The sequence below is a fragment of the Stenomitos frigidus ULC18 genome (assembly GCF_003003795.1).
In the GTDB taxonomy this organism is placed as follows: Bacteria; Cyanobacteriota; Cyanobacteriia; order Leptolyngbyales; family Leptolyngbyaceae; genus Stenomitos; species Stenomitos frigidus_A.
In genome coordinates, this window is sequence record NZ_PVWK01000083.1 from 182,788 (window position 1) to 201,527 (window position 18,740).

The following is an 18,740-nucleotide window of genomic DNA, read 5'->3' on the forward strand; positions in this document are numbered from 1 at the left end:
CAGAACTCAAAACTCAAAACTTTTACCTTCTCCCTTCATCCTGTGCCAGATCGACCAGCAGATCTGTTAATTCTGAACTTGCGGCGAGGGTTGGTGCGAGGTGCAGTTTGAGGGTGGGAAATTGCTGAGAAAGGGTTTCAACGGTTTGGGCGATCGCGTCGGTAATGCCGCCAGCAAACAAGAAGTAGGGCAGAATGCCAACGTTGCGCATGCCAAGCTGTGATAGTTCCTGTAGTCGTAACTCTAGGCTAGGTGCTACAGACCAGTAAGCCGTTAAGGCACCCAACCGTTCTGCCAGAGCTTCGACAGGCTGATTGCCATTGGCGCGACGACTGCCGTGAGAGAGTAGAATCCATGCTTCCACGGGCTGTGCTGCCATGCACTCTGTCACCAGGCGATGCAGACCCGGATGAGAGCCGATCGCTGGACGCAGCTCAATCTCGATCGCATCCCCTAATGCCTGCTGTGCCAGAGCAATTTCTTGAGGAATATCTTCCATTACATGCACACCAGGGAGCAGAAAAAGCGGTAAGAGTACCAGCTTGCATGGCCTCCCTTGGGCTGTACCGTTAGCCGCGAAGGTAGATTGTACGGCACCGCTGAACTGTTCAATCTGTTTGTGCAACGGTAAGGGATTGCACTCCAGAGAGGCTGTGCTAACTAGAGGGTGAGCCCTATCAGCAGTAACTATGGTCGTAGCCGAGGAAGAGGTTGCTGTTTGAGAAGAGGGCTCAACGGCGATCGTGCTGACGGCTCCAGTGGTTGACAGAGCCTCTAAACCAGCGTGCTGCATTTTTTGGGCAAAGCGCTCAGCGAGTGCATTCATCGCCACTTGAGGGCGTGGATCACGGCTCCCATGCGAGATGAGAAGGTAAGCAGAAGAATAAGGCAAGTGTTAGAACGGGTCGCTAAGGTTATTATTGTGCTGATCAGATTTGTGCTGATCAGATTCTATCGTTGATGGCATAGCTTTCTGGTGACGACGAACCGCCCCTACGTTAGGTGGCATTTTTGCGATCGCTCAGCGATTGCCGCAAGTCTGCAATGCGAGTGTTGAACTCTGCTTCTGAAAGGCGTTGGACATTTTGCCCTGGCTCAAAGCAGAACGCCAGATATTGCATATCGCGCTCAAGTTTTCCGGTGGTGAGATTGGCGATGAGCACATCCATGCCGCCGCCTGGCGTGGCAACCACTTTAACAGGACGATCGTCGATCGCGAAATACCAGGGAAAGCCTGATGCTTGATTCATACCGTTCTTTTGGATAGCGAGGGTGTTTGGATCTTATTTTGCCTCAGGTTGAAGGGGAAGGGAGCGAGGAATGGAAACGGGAATTTTGAGTTGCTCCCCTGCTTCTGCCTCTTGCCCTCTGCCTCTTGCCCTCTGCCTCTTGCCCTCTGCCTCTTGCCCTCTGCCCTTTGCCTTCCGTCCTCTCCTAACGCTTTTGTTTAGAGCAGTTACTGAACTGATCGTTTTGTAGCTGAACTGATCACTTTTTTGGCTTAAATTGGATGAAGTCCTCGCTTGAGTTGGGTACCATGTGGCAATGAAAACGCCGAATCTTAAAAAGAAGCTGATTCTCGTTGCGGTCGGGGCAGGTGTCTTAGCGGCTGGTACTGCCGTTGGTTACTGGCAGCATAGTCAGCGTGAATGGTGCGTGCAGTTTACCTCTGGCGGTGGGCAAGAAGTCACCTACAGTCGCGGCTGTCTTAATCGTCAACGCTACAAAAAGTGGACGCTGACGGCTTTTCGGACTGAAACTTAAAGAGCTTTAAGGAGCGGTCAGCCATCGGCCACCCAATGATGTCATCATCGCTGAAAGCCGATCGCTGACCAACTGTTAGGGCACCAGATCTGGGAACACTTGCTGCACGGCTGGATGCACGAGCTGATGATTTTTTACATTCAGTCCGCGAGCAAGGGCAGGGTTGCGATCGAGAGCCTCCAGACCATAGTTTGCTAGTTGCAGCACGTACGGCAAGGTGCAGTTATTGAGTGCTTGTGTGGATGTCCAGGGAACGGCCCCAGGCATATTGGGCACTCCATAGTGGACGACACCGGCTTCAACATAGGTTGGCTGAGAATGTGAGGTTGGTCGCACGGTGGCAATGCAGCCACCCTGGTCAACAGCCACATCCACAATGACCGACCCAGGACGCATTTGCTGCACCAGTTTGCGGGAGACGAGCACAGGCGCTTTTTGTGCCAGCACGAGCACGGCACCAATGAGCAGATCAGCTTCAGGCACAACCGTTTCAATTTGGCTGACACTGCTGTAGAGCAATTCGACTCTGGAGCCAAACAGCGTTTCGAGGTAGGACAGCCGATCGACGTTGACATCCAAAATTTGCACCTGGGCACCCATGCCAACAGCAATGCGGGCGGCTTCAGTACCCACCACTCCACCACCTAAAATGACGACTTTTCCAGGCTTCACGCCAGGAACCCCGCTCAAAAGCACGCCACGACCACCCTGGTGTCGTTCTAGAAAGCGTGCCCCAAACTGTACGGCGAGCCGTCCAGCGATGATGCTCATGGGAGCCAGGAGCGGCAGCCTTTGATCGGGCAGTTCGACGGTTTCGTAGGCGATCGCGGTTGTACCAGAATCCAACAAGGCTTGCGTGAGCGTGCGATCGGCTGCCAGGTGGAGATAGGTAAACAGCGTTTGCCCTTTTTGAAGATAAGCATATTCTGCTGGCAGCGGCTCCTTCACCTTCACCACCAGTTCGCGATCCCAGGCTTCTGCCGCGCGTGCTACAAGCTGTGCACCCATTTCGCTGTAGGCGTCGTCAGTAAAGCCAGACCCTTCGCCAGCACCCTTTTCGACAAACACGGTATGACCACGATCGGTCAGACTTCTTACACTGCTGGGACTCAGCCCCACGCGATATTCTTGATCTTTCCTTTCTTTGGGAACACCAACGTCCATCTGCACCTCATTGATAGCCTTTAGCTCTAGCTTACGCTGGCAGATTTGAAATCGCTGTAGCAGTCATCAGCCAAAAACAAGTCATTGGTACTGTTGCTGACCACAACGCTATCTTCGCTGCCGGTTGGTTGCCAGCCATATTCACTGGTGATGCCAGGATGAAGGGATTCGACCTGATTGAGCATTTCGCAAAGCATGGCAGTGATCGCGATCACTCCCGTTGTTTCGTCCTCCAGCCGAGAATGCTGAAGATACGTGAGCAAAGTCATTGCACCGTTCAAGGTTAATTGTTCGATTGCCAGCATGATAGCCACTTTATAAAGAACCAAACGTGCTCCTGTGTAGCACGCTCTTATCTATGGATTCTTCGTGCGAGACAGCAATTCCCCACAAACGCTCAAAAAATACCCCCAACGGGTACTGTTTAACCGCCCCCAACAATGGTGACGATTTCCAGCCGATCGTCTGTCTCCATTTCCGTCTGTTCCCAAAACTGGCGGTGCAAAATCTCACCGTTGTACTCCACTGCGACCAGACGAGGGTTTAAGCCAAGCTGCGTGAGGAAATCTGGTAAGAATGTTTTGGCCTTGCAGGTGCGACGTTCGCCATTGACTTGGAGTGTAATTTGATCAGGCATGTGACATCCAATTTGATTTGTGAACGTTAACCAGTTAGCCTTAGCTGTTCCGTTCTATGGTTCACCTAATGCTAATGGCTTAGAATTGCTGCGGTTGGTTAACGATCACTACAACTATCTGCTGAGTGTATCTTTCTCACGATTAGGTGACAAAATTTGTGTGGCAAAGGTTCTGTAAGAGTCCCCGTCCGCGATCGCTATGACCCAAATACCAGGCATTACCCTTCGTCCTGCTGAGGATGGCGATCTGCCGCAGATTGTGAATCTCGATCGTCTGTCTTTTGCGCCCCTTAGTACCAATGCCGAAATTGAGCGGGAGTGGTATGGGCAGGGTTTAGCGTTGCCCGACCGATCGCTCTTTGTCGCTGAGCAAGGAATGACAGGGCTGGCGGTTGGCAGCTACGCTCAGTTGCGTCTAGGTGTTTGCTTTGAAGGACAGGTGTTGCCTGCAATGGGTCTTTCAGCGGTGGCAGTCGCACCTCACTTTCGTGGGCAAAAGCTGGCGCGGTTACTGCTGGAACATGCGATCGCAGACGGTCAAGCGCAACAGCTGCCGCTGATGATGCTGTATCCCTTTCAGCATGGCTTTTATCGCAAGTTGGGTTGGGCGTGGGTGGGGCGATCGCATCAATACCGGGTGGCGGCACGACACTTGCCCAGTTATACGGAGCGATCGCACATCGTGCCCTATGACCCGTTTCAACATGAGCCAGTGTTGCAGGCGCTTTATCAGAGAGCGGCCTTAAAACATAACGGCTGGCTGAAACGGTGGGATTGGCAGTGGCAGTCTCGCGTGAAGCCTGTTACCGGGCGTGAAGTCTACTGTTATACGGAGGCGGGGGAACCGTTAGGCTACGTCATTGTGCAATTTGCCCGACTGGAGCCACCGCAAAAATTACTCGCGGCGATCGTCCAGGAGTGGGTTGCCACTACACCTGCTGCCTATCGAGGCCTTGTGGGCTTTTTGGCGTCGCTGCGGGATCAGCTTTCCACGATCGTCTGGAATACGTATACCGATGATCCGTTTCCCCATCTGTTGCGCGAACAGCGACGTGATCCAGCGCTTGCAGCCATTGCGTCTGAATTTGGCTGGACGCATCATCTAGGCACGATCAATGCTGGCTTTATGTGGCGCTTGGTTGACCTGGAAGCCGCCTTTCGCTTGCGCCCGATCGCCGTACAACCATTGTTCCAACTAACCTTTCAGTTGACCGATCCCATGTTGGGCGAGCGCACGATTACGGCTGACTTTGTGGACGGCAAAATGTATCCCACAACTCAGCCTGCTGCAACACAGATCAAAACGTCGATTGAGCATTTGACCGAGTTGTTTGCTGGGTTTCGTCGATCGCGCGATTTGCTGTGGACGGGAGAACTTGAAGTGGAGGGCGATCGCGCATTACTGTCAAGCCTTGACCACGCCTGGGCTAGCACACCTCCCTTCTGCTGGGATTTTTTCTAAGCAAAATCTATTAAGACACCATCCCAACGATCAATGTACAAGCCTGCCGTTCCATCCGGTGCACGTAGTTTTGACGTACCGTTCCATGTCTACTCGTTATCAATTCCTTCTTTTTGTTCATGCTCAACTAAGTTAGAAGCAACCTTAAAGGGGGAAGGCTAATTGATCTGATATTCTCAGCGTCTTTCCCCTGCCTTTCGTGATCCAGAACTCACGTTATTTAGTCCGTGCAGGCAGACTTCGTTTATCTAGCGGCGACTGGAAGTCGCCGCTATTCACCATTCACGCTATTCTTTACCTCCGATCGCAGACGCAAACACACAGCCGTCCATTGAGACAAACAGATCGGTTAGGGTTACCTGTTTCGATGCTTCTACATGAGACGCTTCAAGGGTTGGCACCGTTGGCTGTGGAAGGGTTTTACGGAAAGCTTGGAGTTGCAAGACAGCTTGTTTCGCCAGGTCGATCGTCTTGGAAGCAACTTGCAGCAGTTCGACCTCTGCTTGACGATAGTCTGTAAGCTCGATCGCGTACAGATACACCATCTTGAATGCAGGCAGCGCGTGATAGGTTAGTGCCAGGTAGATGTTATTGACAGTGACTTCGATCGTGTGGTCCTTGCGCTGATCTGCTAGACAAGCCGTCACAATTTGCGCATGCTCTGCGGGTAAGAGTGCCAATGGTTCTCGTTGCAACCGCTTGAGCAGTCGCACAGCCGCAGGGTTCGTCTTAATCACGGCTCCATCGGGGCTGAACACCAAAATGGGGTTGGGGTTATCGCGAATAAATGCCGCCAGATGAATAATATCGGCATTGGCATAATCATGACTAGACAGGAGCTGACGTGGTTCTAGCGAGATCGGATCTAACGCGATCAATTCCAGGGGCAGGTCGGTAAACTGTCCGTACCGAGCCCCTGTAGGATCATTTTTGTCTACCATGAGATGTAAGCTCCTCAAGTTCTAAACGGTGGAGTCAGCCAGGGAATGGTGTGGTAGCCGCATCCCTGGCTTTTGCGTGGAATATAACGAACGATGAACGGAATACTAGTTGTTGTCTTCCCCGTAGTTTCACTCAAACAATCGGGTTAAACGCTCCGAGGTTTACGATGTACCAGCTCAGCTTTAAGTAGATGCCCTGACTTCTACTATGAGTGAACCGTCTCCTTCTATGAGTGACAAAAACGGTTTCTGGTTGTGAACGTCGTCTCTTCAAGGTGTGACGCCATTGACACATCGAACTGATGGCATGCACCCGTTTGGGTGACTGTTATCACACTTAAATTTCAGTAATACTGCTGTTGTCTGACGGGTTCCCGCAATGGGCAAGAAAAATTCAACTGTAGATCGGCTATGCGGTGGTTCCCAAGGGACGCTAAACTAAGGAACAGTCGAGAGCTTCTGCGTTCCTGACTGTTCTGCTCCCCTCACAACCAATTGCGGGCTATGCCAAGATCTCAACGCAACGACAACTTCATCGATAAAAGCTTTACCGTCATGGCAGATATCATTCTGAAAATGCTGCCTGCCACAAAGAAAGAGAAAGAAGCGTTTGCCTATTACCGAGACGGGATGTCTGCTCAGGGTGATGGGGAATACGCTGAAGCGTTGGACAACTACTACGAAGCGCTGAAATTAGAGGATGACGATTACGATCGCAGCTACATTCTTTACAACATCGGCTTAATTCATGCCAGCAATGGCGAGCATGATCGCGCTTTGGGCTACTATCATCAAGCGCTAGAACTCAACCCCAGACTGCCTCAAGCACTCAATAATGTCGCTGTTATTTTTCACTACCAGGGTGAAATGGCAAAAGAAGCAGGCAACGATGATCAGGCAGAAAAATTGTATCAACAAGCCGCTGAATACTGGAAACGTGCGATTCGTGTAGCACCAAACAACTACATTGAGGCTCAAAACTGGTTGAAGACCACTGGGCGATCGCAGATTGATGTGTACTTTTAAGAAGTTGTAGGTTGTTAGAAGCAGCAAGCCGATGCAACGCTTGAAGTTGATGCTGCCGATTTAGTCGATGCTGCTGATTTAAATAGAGTGGGCAATGCCCACCCTACAAGTTACTAAAGAGTTGCTGGTTTTTACTTATGCTCGATCGTGAACAAGTCCACAAAGTTGCTCATCTTGCCCGTTTGGAACTGACACAGGAAGAAGAGGAAAGGCTGACAACGCAGCTTGGCGATATTTTGGGTTACTTTGAACAATTAAATGAATTGGATGTCAGCGGTGTGGAGCCTACGACACGCGCGATCGATGTCAGTAATGTCGTTCGTAAGGATACGCTACAGCCCTACGCTGAGCGAGAGGCCATGTTGGATTCTGCCCCCGATCGCGATGGTGATTTTTTCAAAGTTCCCAAAATTGTCAACGCGGATTGATTGTATTGACGTTGTATTGGCCTGTAGAGACGTTACATGTAACATCCTTACAGATTGCTAATTCAGATACACTTCTCCATCGGACTCAATCGTGAGTGCCGTTTTATCGGTGGCAAAATCAGTCGTTTCCGTCAGCGTGAGTTCGATTGTATTGGCAGCCGTTGTCGGCACCTTTGGGCTAACCAAAAGGAACCCACGATCGCGGCGATAAAAGCTCAGACTAACGGGTGTTTTCAACGCTTGCAACGTGATCTCCGATCGTCCTCTCAAGGTTCGTACCCGTGTATCACCAATCACCTGATAGACAATATCGGCACCCGTTTTATTCATCAATTTAACGCCTACTGTTCCCTGACTAGGAGTCAGTGTCGCAATGGGTGGCTGTTGTTGACTGGGTAAAGGCGGATTGACAACTGGAGTAGAAGGACGAACCTGAGCGTTTGTCTGATCTGCAAACGGAGCAGCGATCGCAAAAAGCGCCAACAAACTACTAAAAAATACAGTTGCTGGCTTAAGGACTTTTGTCATGTTGTGCCGTTTTTTCACGTTCACAGTAACCTCTTTTATAAAGGAATAAAAGACCGAACGAGCCATGTTCTCTGTAGTGTGCTTGTTCGCACAGCGCGTTACAGGTAGCTATATATCTTAAAGACGGTCTTCCGCAAGTGAGGTTTCCAAAGCGGTTGCTTGAACCAGGTTAATAATGTGCCAATTTTGACAGTCCCTTTCATAGAGGCGTTACATTTAACGCCTCCACGGTCAATAAACGACCACGTATGACGCGATTTCTACGCCTCTTGCCAGAGACGCTGAATCGTACCTGGCAGGAAGCTTTTGATCTCCTGAATCCGATTGTCAGACAACTCATCTTTAGTTGCAGAGAACACGGCTTTCACTGCAACTTCTGGATCGACGGTGTTCTGCAAACCAGCTTCCTGCTTCACTCGAAATAAGAACGTGTCGTCTTTGATCACGAGCGGTTGTCTCACGCGACTAATGAAACGAACAAGAGGATTGGTATCTACCCACAAATCTTCAATTTCACTTTGAAGTTCTTTTTCTGTGGTTGGCTCCATCTCTTTATGCAGTTCACTTGCAACGCGATCGACCGTCTGGTTTGGCATCATGTCGCGCATTGTGCGGAATACAACTTCTGTGATGTCCCGCGCATCGTATAGATCGGACAAGCTACCCTTGATCATCACTTTTTCAAGAAACGGCGTATCTTTGGTCGCGATCGGAACAGTGGCACCCTTTTTCATTGATGCGGGCGGACTCTTTTGCATATCTTCTAGCATTTGGTGACCTTTCTCAGTTAACTCTGCTTTCTTAAAGGTAATTAGATGGGGCAGCGGACCATCAGGCGCTCCGTATGTATTGGCAATACGGAAGTCAAGTTCTTTAGCGTTAATCACATTAGGAACATCATCCTGATTTCCATAAGCATTGCCGCTAAACTCAGCATTGATGTATGCTTCCTGGTTTAGATAATCTAAATGACCAAGAAAGTCTGCGGTCGATAATTCAATGCCTGTAAAATCAAATTCATTGAAACTGACTGGTTCTAGTCCAGGACCACGATCGCCATCCTGAATCTTTTTCAGCATGATATAAACAACATCGTCTCGAATCGCAATAGGCATTACATTCCCTTGAATTCAGCAACCTATTATTCAAATGTTTCATCAGTTAGCTGCCTAAAGTGGCTGTAGTCGTTAACAGTTTTTGAATGTAAAGGCATTGTCTGATAACAAAATCGTCTATTAGACCTTTACCTGTTAAACACCCTTAGTTCCACGTTCACAGAGCAGTTAAAATTCGAACATTCATAGCACGTAGCTACACAAGCATTCACAATAGGCACCTGAATGCTATTGCGAAAGATTACGACGTGCCCTCTATCAATAGGAATTAACTTGTAGAGCAGCTGCTAGCCATTAGGTAGATTCAGTCCCGCTTTAAATCGTTAAGACGGTATTACATCAGTCTCCACGCAATCGCATCACGATCTAAGATGAAGTGACTAAAGGGCAGCCTAACTTTTTCCTCAAAGAGTTTATTGCCTTTCCAGCCTCTTTTGTTAGCTATGCTTCTCAACGCGCTTTTTAGGCCTCGACTTTAGAGTTACTACCGCTATTAGATGGGCGTGTTTCAGGGAAATCTGAGGGCGCTTAGACCAGTTGTCACTGAATATTTGACTCGATGAAACTGTCGCTTTACTGCCCTACGTGCTCTCGACCGATCGCTGACCTCAATAATGCGTCCCCGCAAGTGACCTGTGGGGCTTGCCAGCATCGCTATGGTATTGTCCACGGCAAGCTTTCCAAGCATTCTTCCATCAGTGAACCGCTGCTGTTTCTGAGCCACCATCTGCCCAGCCTCCACAAGCGCCACTACACGCTGCAAATTACAACGCCCGATCGCAACCTTAAGCAGCTTCAGTTTTCGATCCCTGGCAAAGCAGACCCCCTCCCAGTACATTACGGGGATGTGGTGTCTGTGCTTTACACCATGCAGGGATACCTGATGAAAAAGCTGGTAGCGGTCAACAACCACACTACTGGTAAGCGCTACGTGCTACCCAAACCAGTACCCAGCACGATCGAGCTCACGTTGACCCTGAGCTCGATCGTGCTGGGGCTGCTAGTGGCGTCTTTTTTCAGCGGAGTCAATGTTTTTCTCGTTTCTGTTGTGACGGCATTGGGCGTGCTCGCCTATCTCAAGGTAACGAACAGCGCTCAACTAACGAGCCCATCGTTAGCAATGCATGGACGAGAAGGGACTCGCTTAGCTGGCGATCAACGGTTGCTGGCGCAAAAACTCAAAATTGAGCAGCGCTTGGATGAAATCAATCATGAATGCAAGTCCAATCAAGGGCTGATCGATCGACTCGAAGATCTGAAGCAAAAAATGGTTACTGTCGATCAGCAACTGTATGCACCTCGTATTTTTAGAACCACGGGCGCAGTCACCATTTTGAAGCAGCAAATTACCAACAATCAGCGGCTTGTGCGCGAATATCGTCGAGCCTTGCAAATGATTGAAATTGAGATGGAAACCTCCTGGATTGCGGATCAATTGCCCGATGCCAGCAACTTCACCCGCGCCATCATGCAGAAGTTAGAGGAATTGAAAGCGATCGAAGAGCAAAATCAATTTCTTAAACTCCAACTCACTGCCTACGAAGAGGTTAAGCATCATGTCATTCCAGGATATGAGTGAAGAGAGTAGGGGCGTTACATGTAACGCCCCTACAAACGAAAACTCTTCACTCTCCCCTTCACCCTTCTTCCTGTTGCGGTAATGTCACGGTTACCGTTGTGCCCTGAGCAAGAAGACTGTCAATTTGAATGGTGCCGCGATGGTTTTCAACGATCGCTTGTGCAATGGCTAAGCCCAAACCCGACCCAGTGGCAGAGGCTTGAGTGCGGGCAAGATCCACTCGATAAAAGCGATCGAACAAGCGAGGCAGAGCTTCTGGTGGAATGCCGATCCCCGTGTCGCTCACAACGACTTGAAGGAAGTAATTGCTCGATCGTTTCAACTGCTGTAAAGCAACAGAAACCTTGCCTCCAGACGGCGTATATTGCAGCGCATTGCCTAACAGGTTGGTAAAGAGTCGTGCTAACTGGTCGCGATCAGCGTGTAGTGTACTCCAGTCTTGAGTCGATGGCTGTGTAGGCGCGATCGTGGTAGCCGTCACTGGCACTGTTCCTGATGCATTGCCTTCGAACGAACCAACCTCCGCTAAGCCGAGTGGCGTTATGCTGTTCGTAACATTTTTGGCAGATGCTTCCATAGAGCAGCAGACAAGCTCTATGCCCTTTTCTTCTGCCAGCATTTGCTGTTCTTCAATGACGTCTCGCAACAGTCCATCCAGCGGCACGCCCACGCGGCGAGACTGAACAATACCGCTGTCTTGTCGTGCTAGAAAGAGTAGATCATCGACTAGCCGCCCCAAACGCCTGGTCAACCGTTCGACCACTTTGAGATGCTGTTGCTGCGTATATGGATCGGGATCGGGATCTGCCAGCGCCACCTGGACGTTCGTCTGGATGATGGCGATCGGGCTGCGTAACTCGTGGGAAGCATCCGCTGTAAACTGCTTCAACCGCTGATACGATTCACGCACCGGCTCCATTGCTAACCCCGACAGAAACCAGCCGATCGCTGCCACAGCCGCAATCATCAGCCCAATCCCCAAACTGAGATCCAACACCAGTTGGCGGACTGGCTTGGTAACTTCAAACCAGGGATGGCTCACACGCAAGTAGCCTAAAACTTGCCGTCCGACCTCTATTCGCTCCGTGACCTGTCGCAAAATGAGCGAATCGGGAGAGACCGGAGGAGCCGTTGTTAGTTTCTGGTTGTTAGTGGTTAGTAGGTTCGGTGAGGCTGTTCTCACGTCTCTGTGCTCTTCTGACTCAGGCTGTTGGACGATCGCACCCAGATTACCGCTGTCGCCCCTGACCATATGCACCGTTTCACCCTGACTATTCAGGTTCAACGGTACGTTCAACGGTTCCGATAGCGTAGACCAGAGTAGGGCTCCGGTCGGGCTGAACCATTCCAAATCGATATGGTCGTCTTCACCAGTAGCGGCACTGTCACGAAAGCTCGCTTCTACGTTGACGCGCAGTACTCCACCTTCAGAATGCGGATTCACTGGCTCAATGACGAGCGATCGCCCAACCACCTCCACCACATGATTCAGCGTGTCATCAATCCGCTCAATCAACGTCTCACGCACGTACAGGTAAAAGCCACTGGCAAACAGCAGCAGCAGCACCGCTGTAACCGTTGTGTACCAGATTGCAAGCCGTCGCCGAGTAGTTTGAAACATAGCAATAGATTAACGCGGCGGGGGAGGGGAAGTTTTGAGTTTTGAGTTTTGAGTTTTGAGTTCAGCGTTTAGCCTTTAGCCTTTCCCCTTTAGCCTTTAGCCTTTAGCCTTTAGCCTTTAGCCTTTCCCCTTTGGCCTTTAACCTAGCCTTTAGCCTTTGGCCTTTCCCCTTTAGCCTTTCCCCCTCATCCCTCCTTCAAAAATCCTCCAGCATCCACTCAGACGCCCGTTCGCCCAGTTCGAGGGGAATACTGACAGCCTTTCCCAACCGTGGGCGATCGCGGGTTTGATGAATGGATGCTTGCACATGCTCAGCACTCCCCCATGCCTGTAGATGGCTTGCAACTTCATTTAGGTGGGCTATGTATTCAGCCTCCGTCAGCGGGAAGGACACCTGCTCTAAGTACTTCCACATGACCAAAAAAAGGATTTTGCCCTGAGTCCGCCGTAGCTGAATGTCGTAGGAACGTCCCCACTTGTCCAGCAAGACTTGGCGTAAATCATCTCCGGTCATAGCGCTGCCATTCCACAACTTTCTTTCAGATTCACACCTTCAGACTCACAAGTTGCTCTCGACTCTGCAAGGGGGGGCGAGTGGGGTCTCCTGCGATCGTTAACATTTTGTATAAAACTGACAGCCCTCTACTTAGCTATGATGCTAGCGTCAAGAAATGTAATAATCTTAATAACTTCCTCAGAGACGCGACAAGCCGCTCTGTGAGACGATTATTGCAGTGTTTGGTGAGCAGTGTCTGCAAGAGGGGCAGGCATCTGAATCCATTGGAGCGCGGAGCCAAGCGATAGCGCAACTCTTTAAGCGTTTACCAAGCCCTTGCCGAATCCCTTTCTTAACAGAACTATACGCAGTCATGACACAAATTTCTGGATCTTCGGATGTGCCCGATATTGGGCGTCGCCAATTCATGAATCTTTTGACGTTCGGTGCTGTCACTGGTACGGCATTGGGTGCCCTTTACCCGGTAGTGAAATACTTCATTCCACCATCAAGCGGTACAGGCAGCGGCGGTGCCACGGCTAAAGACGCACTGGGTAACGACATTCTGGTAAGCGATTTCGTTGCTAGCCATGCTGCTGGCGATCATGTGTTATCGCAAGGGCTAAAGGGCGACCCAACCTACATTGTGATCAAAGAAGATAAAGCACTGGCTGACTTTGGGATCAATGCCGTTTGTACCCACTTGGGCTGTGTTGTGCCCTGGAATGCAGCGGAAAACAAGTTTAAATGCCCTTGTCATGGCTCTCAGTACGATAGCAACGGCAAAGTAGTGCGAGGGCCAGCGCCATTGTCGTTGGCATTGGCACATGCAGCAGTTGTCGATAACAAAGTGAGCTTTACTCCCTGGACTGAGACTGATTTCCGCACTGGCGAAGACCCTTGGTGGGCTTAGGTCGTGAATCGTCTGCTGATTGCTGTTTTCTGCTGACTGTCTTTCGCTGCTGATTATCCTTTGCTCATGACACGTTCGTTACCGATGAAAAAGATTCCTTTAGAAAGATTGATACCGATGGCTGGTCGCTATAAGTCTGCTGTGCTGACAGTAATGGCGATCGCAGTCTTCTTAACAGGCAGTTTGTCACTACCGCAAGCCGCCTCGGCTTACCCGATTTTTGCTCAACAGGCGTATGAGAACCCCCGTGAAGCAACGGGACGCATTGTTTGCGCCAATTGTCATCTGGCAGCGAAACCAACCGAGGTAGAGGTACCCCAGTCCGTCTTACCCGACTCTGTGTTTGAAGCGGTCGTCAAAATTCCCTACGACCCATCCGTGCAGCAGGTCGTTGGCGGTGGCGATAAAGGGCCTTTGAACGTCGGCGCTGTGCTGATGTTGCCCAAAGGCTTCAAAATTGCACCCGAAGATCGCATTCCTGAGGAAATGAAGGAAAAGGTGCAAGACCTCTACTTCCAGCCTTACAGCGAAGATAAAGAGAATATCGTCGTGATCGGTCCACTCCCCGGTGAGCAGTACCAGGAAATCGTCTTCCCGATTCTTGCTCCCGATCCAAAGACCGATAAATCACTGCGCTTTGGTAAGTACGCCGTTCATGTCGGTGGCAACCGTGGTCGGGGTCAAATCTATCCCAACGGTGAAAAGAGCAACAACACGGTGTACAACGCCTCCGAAGCAGGCACCATTTCTAAGGTTGCGAAGCCAGAAGACGGTGGCTATGAAGTGACTATTCAGATGGAAGATGGCAAAACGGTAGTAGACACGATTCCGTCTGGTCCCGATCTGACCGTCTCTGAAGGGCAAACGGTGAAAGCGGGTGATGCGCTGACAGTGAATCCCAACGTGGGTGGCTTTGGTCAGGCAGATACCGAGATCGTTCTACAAAACCCCGATCGCATCAAAGGTCTGCTAGCGTTCTTCGGCATCGTCGTTCTTTCCCAAATTCTGCTGGTTCTGAAGAAGAAGCAAGTCGAGCGTGTGCAGGCAGCCGAGATGAACTTCTAGTCTCTGCACCATACTTTTATTTCTTGGGGGACAAGCGATCGCTTGTCCCTTTTTTATGTCTACCAGCACTGTGCACGTAAAATTCACTCAGATATCCGGCGATCATCACAGCAAGTACTGCACCACAGTGAGTCATTGGTTAGGATGAAGAGATGAAAGGACATCGATAGGATCTAGTCATCCCAGTTTTGGCATGATGGTGAGGGTTAGCACGCTAACGCTGACTGCCCAACCCGCGATCCGCTATTCCTGAGATTACGTTAATATTAGTTAACATCGATAGAATAGTGAAACACTCCGCACCCCTATAAAAGGAGGACAAATCCCGGTGAATAAGCGGTGGAGAAATGTTGGACTGTATACGCTTCTGGCGATCGTAGTCGTTTCTTTAGCGACAGCGTTCTTTGATAAGCAGCCTCCCAGTCGGGAAACCTGGCGCTACAGCCAGTTTATTGAGAAAGTTCAAGAAGGCAAGATTGAGAAAGTGCGGATTAGTGCCGATCGCAGTATTGCGGTGGTACAGGACGGTAATAACCGGGTTGTGGTTAACTTGCCGAACGATCCTGAGCTGATCAATATTCTGACGTCTAATAAAGTTGATATTTCGGTTTTGCCACAAACCGACGATGGGTTCTGGCTCAAGGCGCTGAGCAGCCTCTTTTTCCCAGTCTTGCTGCTGGTTGGTTTGTTCTTCTTGCTACGCCGTGCTCAGAGTGGTCCTGGTAGTCAGGCAATGAACTTTGGCAAGTCTAAAGCCAGAGTGCAAATGGAACCGCAGACTCAGGTAACCTTTGGCGATGTCGCAGGCATTGACCAGGCGAAGCTCGAACTGAGCGAAGTGGTGGACTTTCTTAAGAATGCCGATCGCTTCACAGCCGTTGGTGCCAAGATTCCCAAAGGTGTCTTGCTGGTGGGTCCTCCAGGAACGGGAAAAACGCTGCTGGCACGCGCCGTTGCGGGTGAAGCAGGCGTCCCCTTCTTCTCCATCTCCGGTTCTGAGTTTGTCGAAATGTTTGTGGGTGTGGGTGCGTCTCGCGTCCGTGACCTTTTTGAGCAAGCGAAGTCTAACGCTCCCTGCATCGTCTTCATTGATGAAATTGATGCAGTCGGTCGTCAACGTGGTGCTGGCTTGGGCGGTGGTAACGATGAGCGTGAACAAACCCTCAACCAGTTGCTGACTGAAATGGACGGGTTTGAGGACAACACAGGCATCATCATCATTGCGGCAACAAACCGTCCTGATGTCCTGGATGCGGCTTTACTACGTCCCGGTCGCTTCGATCGTCAGGTAGTGGTCGATCGTCCCGATTACGCGGGGCGGTTAGAAATCCTCAATGTCCATGCTCGCGGCAAAACGCTGTCGAAAGATGTAGATCTGGAGAAAATTGCGCGTCGGACTCCTGGCTTTACAGGTGCTGACCTGTCCAATCTCTTGAATGAAGCGGCTATTCTGGCAGCACGTCGCAACTTGACCGAAATTTCAATGGACGAAGTGAACGATGCGATCGATCGTGTCCTCGCTGGTCCAGAGAAGAAAGACCGTGTCATGAGCGAAAAGCGCAAGGAATTGGTGGCTTACCATGAAGCGGGTCACGCTCTAGTGGGCGCCCTGATGCCTGATTACGATCCGGTACAGAAGATCAGCATCATTCCACGCGGTCGTGCGGGTGGTCTCACCTGGTTCACTCCCAGCGAAGATCGGATGGATTCGGGCCTGTACTCGCGCTCCTACCTCCAAAACCAGATGGCAGTTGCTCTGGGTGGCCGGATTTCGGAAGAAATCATCTTCGGTGAAGAAGAAGTGACCACAGGTGCATCGAATGACCTTCAACAGGTCGCTCGTGTGGCTCGCCAGATGGTGACTCGTTTTGGTATGAGCGATCGCCTCGGTCCTGTAGCGTTGGGTCGTCAGCAGGGCAACATGTTCCTGGGTCGTGACATTGCCGCTGAGCGAGATTTCTCTGAAGAGACTGCCGCTGCGATCGATGACGAAGTGCGGAATCTGGTCGAGCAAGCCTATCGTCGTGCGAAAGCGGTTCTGGTTGGCAACCGCCACGTGTTGGATGAGTTGGCAGCGATGCTGATTGAAAAAGAAACAGTGGATTCTGATGAACTTCAGGAATTGCTTGCCAATAGTGATGTGAAGATGGCTTCGATCGCTTAGCAGTCGCTGTGTTCAACGTTTACTCAACGGGTTTAAGGTGGTTCTAGTTCGCTAGAGCCACCTTAATTTTTGGATTGCGCTATACCCCAATTTTTAAGCGCGTTTGACTGATTAAGCCCTGCCTGATGCGTACTCTGGAGCATTGCAGGTTTGCTCTTCAGGTCTGGGCTCTTCAGGTCTGGGCAACTGTGGGACAGCAACATCAACCACAGCCGCGATCGCTTTAGGCCTCTCCGCAACATCCCAAGCAGACGGATCTTTAACGGCTGGTTGAGTGGCACGTTGAGCAGTGATAGCGATCCGATCGGGAAGCGGCGTTGTCCCCCTTGCAGACTCTAGGTGCGGCAACCGTTCGGGCAAAGATGTCGGCAATTGACGGGCAGATGCCATGCGATCAACCGGCGTCTTAGGATGGCTGGCACGCTGAGTGACTCGATAGTCTGGCAGGTAGCTCATGTCTACCTGCGTCGTTTTGGTGCAAACGACGCGATCGCGGAGGCTGATCTGTTGCACCATGCGGCTACTCAGTGGCACAAAACGCCAGTAGCGGTGAACATCAGGCTGCACAATCACAAGCGATAGCTGTCCCTGGTAGAGAACTAAATTTCTCACTTCACCAGCTGGCTTGCCGTGCCTGTCAACCACGCTAAACGTGTCTAGCCGCTCTTTTAGAACCTGCATTTTGTTCAGCAGCAAGCGTTTCAGGCGATCATTGCTGTCTGCCAGCTGAGCTAATTTTTCTGGTGATGCGTAGTTCATTGGCTCGTACTAACCTCTTGAGCAACGGCTGGGATTGAGCAAGGACTGGAGACAGGCTCTGGCAATAGGACTGATCGCAGAGCCCCCTTACAGAACACTGAACCATATCTTCCAAATAGAAAATAGCGTGTTCAGCCAACAGAGCGAGAGCGATTGATTTTAGTTTAGTAATTTTCGGCTCACTAAGCGACCATCACACATATTGTCATGGAACATATTCTGATGGAGCTGTACGGGAGCAACCTACGATCGACCGCTGTCATCCTCGATGGAACGTCAGTACAGCGCTGACTGTTGAACGCCGAGCGCTGCTCCAGACGTGTAAACGTCTGCTTGAACCCATTCATTGTGTGCGTAATTATGACTCCTCAAGACTGGCACGCTCTCTTACAACAGTTTCGTGCGATCGCGGTCATTCGTGCGCCACAGCTTGAAAGCGGCTACCAGATGGCAAAGGCAGCAGCCGATGGTGGCATCCGGCTGATCGAAATTACCTGGAACAGCGATCGTGCTCCTGCCTTAATCCAGCAACTACGCCTGCAATTGCCCCACTGCACGATCGGTGCAGGCACGTTGCTACAGGAAACCCACGTGCAGGAGGCGATCGCGGGCGGTGCTCAGTTTCTCTTTACGCCTCATGTCGCCCCTCACTTGATCCAACTAGCGGTGGCACAAAACGTGCCGATCATCCCTGGTGCACTTTCTCCTACCGAAATCGTTAGTGCATGGCAGGCAGGAGCTAGCAGCGTGAAGGTTTTTCCCGTACAGGCAATGGGTGGTGCAGCGTACATTCAAAGCCTGCAGGCACCGTTGGGCAACATCCCCTTAATTCCCACAGGTGGCGTGACACTGGAAAATGCATCGGCGTTTTTGGCCGCTGGCGCGATCGCGGTTGGGCTTTCGGGTCATTTGTTCCCCAAGCAGGTAGTGGCTGAAGGGAACTGGAACGCGATCGCGCAACAAGCACAATCGCTGATGCACCGTCTTACGAACCCTTCTGTCAACCAGTCATGAATTTTAGCGCTCAGGTGGACTGGTGGTTATGAAGCTGCTTTGAATGTTGACGACATTGTCGGTT

Annotated in this window: 20 protein-coding genes; 9 read left to right on the forward strand and 11 right to left on the reverse strand. The window is 50.8% G+C overall.

What is annotated here, in order from left to right; genetic code table 11:
- Positions 1-22: 22 nt before the first annotated feature.
- Positions 23-892 carry a sirohydrochlorin chelatase gene (locus C7B82_RS14985; RefSeq protein WP_219904408.1) on the reverse strand — a complete coding sequence of 290 codons (870 nt, stop codon included), beginning with the start codon at positions 890-892 and terminating at the stop codon, positions 23-25.
- A gap of 106 nt (positions 893-998) precedes the next feature.
- Positions 999-1,250 (reverse strand): hypothetical protein, encoded by a 252-nt coding sequence (locus C7B82_RS14990; RefSeq protein WP_106257081.1) that lies wholly within the window; start codon positions 1,248-1,250, stop codon positions 999-1,001.
- Positions 1,251-1,545: 295 nt separating this feature from the next.
- Between C7B82_RS14990 and C7B82_RS15000 the strand changes: the two genes are divergently transcribed.
- Complete coding sequence (locus C7B82_RS15000) at positions 1,546-1,764, forward strand: hypothetical protein (RefSeq protein ID WP_106257083.1); 219 nt, start codon at positions 1,546-1,548, stop codon at positions 1,762-1,764.
- Positions 1,765-1,839: 75 nt separating this feature from the next.
- Here the strand turns inward: C7B82_RS15000 and ald are convergent, their stop codons facing one another.
- From ald to thiS, 3 genes are all read right to left on the reverse strand, one after another.
- Positions 1,840-2,928, reverse strand: a complete 1,089-nt coding sequence (gene ald / locus C7B82_RS15005) for an alanine dehydrogenase (RefSeq protein WP_106257084.1) — start codon at positions 2,926-2,928, stop codon at positions 1,840-1,842.
- A 26-nt stretch (positions 2,929-2,954) separates the two neighbouring features.
- Complete coding sequence (locus tag C7B82_RS15010; protein ID WP_146141161.1) at positions 2,955-3,257, reverse strand: hypothetical protein; 303 nt, start codon at positions 3,255-3,257, stop codon at positions 2,955-2,957.
- Between the two features lie 95 nt (positions 3,258-3,352).
- Positions 3,353-3,565, reverse strand: coding sequence for a sulfur carrier protein ThiS (gene thiS, locus C7B82_RS15015; protein ID WP_106257086.1), 213 nt, complete (start codon positions 3,563-3,565; stop codon positions 3,353-3,355).
- 199 nt (positions 3,566-3,764) lie between these two features.
- On the opposite strand from thiS, the gene C7B82_RS15020 reads away from it, so the two are divergent.
- Complete coding sequence (locus C7B82_RS15020; RefSeq protein ID WP_106257087.1) at positions 3,765-5,027, forward strand: GNAT family N-acetyltransferase; 1,263 nt, start codon at positions 3,765-3,767, stop codon at positions 5,025-5,027.
- Positions 5,028-5,314: 287 nt separating this feature from the next.
- On the opposite strand, the gene C7B82_RS15025 is transcribed toward C7B82_RS15020, so the two are convergent.
- Positions 5,315-5,968: a nitrogen regulation protein NR(II) gene (locus C7B82_RS15025; RefSeq protein WP_106257088.1), complete on the reverse strand. Its 654-nt coding sequence runs from the start codon at positions 5,966-5,968 to the stop codon at positions 5,315-5,317.
- A gap of 504 nt (positions 5,969-6,472) precedes the next feature.
- Between C7B82_RS15025 and C7B82_RS15030 the strand changes: the two genes are divergently transcribed.
- Together C7B82_RS15030 and gatC are read left to right on the forward strand one after the other, a co-directional pair.
- A complete protein-coding gene (locus C7B82_RS15030) occupies positions 6,473-6,994 on the forward strand; it encodes a photosystem I assembly protein Ycf3 (protein ID WP_106257089.1) in 522 nt (173 codons plus the stop codon).
- A 137-nt stretch (positions 6,995-7,131) separates the two neighbouring features.
- On the forward strand, positions 7,132-7,422 hold the full coding sequence (gatC, locus tag C7B82_RS15035) for an Asp-tRNA(Asn)/Glu-tRNA(Gln) amidotransferase subunit GatC (protein WP_106257090.1): 291 nt from the start codon (positions 7,132-7,134) through the stop codon (positions 7,420-7,422).
- A 57-nt stretch (positions 7,423-7,479) separates the two neighbouring features.
- Here gatC and C7B82_RS15040 read toward each other — a convergent pair whose 3' ends face one another.
- Complete coding sequence (locus C7B82_RS15040; RefSeq protein ID WP_146141162.1) at positions 7,480-7,974, reverse strand: hypothetical protein; 495 nt, start codon at positions 7,972-7,974, stop codon at positions 7,480-7,482.
- 236 nt (positions 7,975-8,210) lie between these two features.
- A complete protein-coding gene (locus C7B82_RS15045) occupies positions 8,211-9,065 on the reverse strand; it encodes a DUF2267 domain-containing protein (protein WP_106257092.1) in 855 nt (284 codons plus the stop codon).
- 559 nt (positions 9,066-9,624) lie between these two features.
- On the opposite strand from C7B82_RS15045, the gene C7B82_RS15050 reads away from it, so the two are divergent.
- On the forward strand, positions 9,625-10,644 hold the full coding sequence (locus C7B82_RS15050; RefSeq protein WP_106257093.1) for a hypothetical protein: 1,020 nt from the start codon (positions 9,625-9,627) through the stop codon (positions 10,642-10,644).
- A 58-nt stretch (positions 10,645-10,702) separates the two neighbouring features.
- Here the strand turns inward: C7B82_RS15050 and C7B82_RS15055 are convergent, their stop codons facing one another.
- Both C7B82_RS15055 and C7B82_RS15060 read right to left on the reverse strand, forming a co-directional pair.
- Positions 10,703-12,265 (reverse strand): sensor histidine kinase, encoded by a 1,563-nt coding sequence (locus C7B82_RS15055; protein WP_106257094.1) that lies wholly within the window; start codon positions 12,263-12,265, stop codon positions 10,703-10,705.
- Positions 12,266-12,461: 196 nt separating this feature from the next.
- Positions 12,462-12,779, reverse strand: coding sequence for a DUF3067 family protein (locus C7B82_RS15060; RefSeq protein WP_106257095.1), 318 nt, complete (start codon positions 12,777-12,779; stop codon positions 12,462-12,464).
- A 355-nt stretch (positions 12,780-13,134) separates the two neighbouring features.
- Here C7B82_RS15060 and petC point away from each other — a divergent pair, with 355 nt between their 5' ends.
- The 3 genes from petC to ftsH3 all read left to right on the forward strand — a co-directional run bounded on the left by petC (position 13,135) and on the right by ftsH3 (position 16,903).
- Positions 13,135-13,674: a cytochrome b6-f complex iron-sulfur subunit gene (gene petC / locus C7B82_RS15065; RefSeq protein ID WP_106257138.1), complete on the forward strand. Its 540-nt coding sequence runs from the start codon at positions 13,135-13,137 to the stop codon at positions 13,672-13,674.
- Positions 13,675-13,791: 117 nt separating this feature from the next.
- Positions 13,792-14,739, forward strand: a complete 948-nt coding sequence (gene petA, locus C7B82_RS15070; RefSeq protein ID WP_219904418.1) for a cytochrome f — start codon at positions 13,792-13,794, stop codon at positions 14,737-14,739.
- Between the two features lie 328 nt (positions 14,740-15,067).
- Complete coding sequence (gene ftsH3 / locus C7B82_RS15075; protein ID WP_106257097.1) at positions 15,068-16,903, forward strand: ATP-dependent zinc metalloprotease FtsH3; 1,836 nt, start codon at positions 15,068-15,070, stop codon at positions 16,901-16,903.
- A 111-nt stretch (positions 16,904-17,014) separates the two neighbouring features.
- Here the strand turns inward: ftsH3 and C7B82_RS15080 are convergent, their stop codons facing one another.
- Complete coding sequence (locus C7B82_RS15080) at positions 17,015-17,662, reverse strand: hypothetical protein (RefSeq protein ID WP_106257098.1); 648 nt, start codon at positions 17,660-17,662, stop codon at positions 17,015-17,017.
- Between the two features lie 360 nt (positions 17,663-18,022).
- On the opposite strand from C7B82_RS15080, the gene C7B82_RS15085 reads away from it, so the two are divergent.
- Positions 18,023-18,676, forward strand: coding sequence for a bifunctional 4-hydroxy-2-oxoglutarate aldolase/2-dehydro-3-deoxy-phosphogluconate aldolase (locus C7B82_RS15085; protein WP_106257099.1), 654 nt, complete (start codon positions 18,023-18,025; stop codon positions 18,674-18,676).
- Positions 18,677-18,740 lie beyond the last annotated feature (64 nt).

What these genes read in the sequence shown, in the direction of transcription:
- C7B82_RS14990 (WP_106257081.1), bottom strand. Translation starts at nt 1,250, where the DNA reads ATGAATCAAGCATCAGGCTTTCCCTGGTATTTCGCGATCGACGATCGT.
- C7B82_RS15000 (WP_106257083.1), top strand. Translation starts at nt 1,546, where the DNA reads ATGAAAACGCCGAATCTTAAAAAGAAGCTGATTCTCGTTGCGGTCGGG.
- ald (WP_106257084.1), bottom strand. Translation starts at nt 2,928, where the DNA reads ATGGACGTTGGTGTTCCCAAAGAAAGGAAAGATCAAGAATATCGCGTG.
- thiS (WP_106257086.1), bottom strand. Translation starts at nt 3,565, where the DNA reads ATGCCTGATCAAATTACACTCCAAGTCAATGGCGAACGTCGCACCTGC.
- C7B82_RS15020 (WP_106257087.1), top strand. Translation starts at nt 3,765, where the DNA reads ATGACCCAAATACCAGGCATTACCCTTCGTCCTGCTGAGGATGGCGAT.
- C7B82_RS15025 (WP_106257088.1), bottom strand. Translation starts at nt 5,968, where the DNA reads ATGGTAGACAAAAATGATCCTACAGGGGCTCGGTACGGACAGTTTACC.
- C7B82_RS15030 (WP_106257089.1), top strand. Translation starts at nt 6,473, where the DNA reads ATGCCAAGATCTCAACGCAACGACAACTTCATCGATAAAAGCTTTACC.
- gatC (WP_106257090.1), top strand. Translation starts at nt 7,132, where the DNA reads ATGCTCGATCGTGAACAAGTCCACAAAGTTGCTCATCTTGCCCGTTTG.
- C7B82_RS15045 (WP_106257092.1), bottom strand. Translation starts at nt 9,065, where the DNA reads ATGCCTATTGCGATTCGAGACGATGTTGTTTATATCATGCTGAAAAAG.
- C7B82_RS15050 (WP_106257093.1), top strand. Translation starts at nt 9,625, where the DNA reads ATGAAACTGTCGCTTTACTGCCCTACGTGCTCTCGACCGATCGCTGAC.
- C7B82_RS15055 (WP_106257094.1), bottom strand. Translation starts at nt 12,265, where the DNA reads ATGTTTCAAACTACTCGGCGACGGCTTGCAATCTGGTACACAACGGTT.
- C7B82_RS15060 (WP_106257095.1), bottom strand. Translation starts at nt 12,779, where the DNA reads ATGACCGGAGATGATTTACGCCAAGTCTTGCTGGACAAGTGGGGACGT.
- petC (WP_106257138.1), top strand. Translation starts at nt 13,135, where the DNA reads ATGACACAAATTTCTGGATCTTCGGATGTGCCCGATATTGGGCGTCGC.
- petA (WP_219904418.1), top strand. Translation starts at nt 13,792, where the DNA reads ATGGCTGGTCGCTATAAGTCTGCTGTGCTGACAGTAATGGCGATCGCA.
- C7B82_RS15080 (WP_106257098.1), bottom strand. Translation starts at nt 17,662, where the DNA reads ATGAACTACGCATCACCAGAAAAATTAGCTCAGCTGGCAGACAGCAAT.
- C7B82_RS15085 (WP_106257099.1), top strand. Translation starts at nt 18,023, where the DNA reads ATGACTCCTCAAGACTGGCACGCTCTCTTACAACAGTTTCGTGCGATC.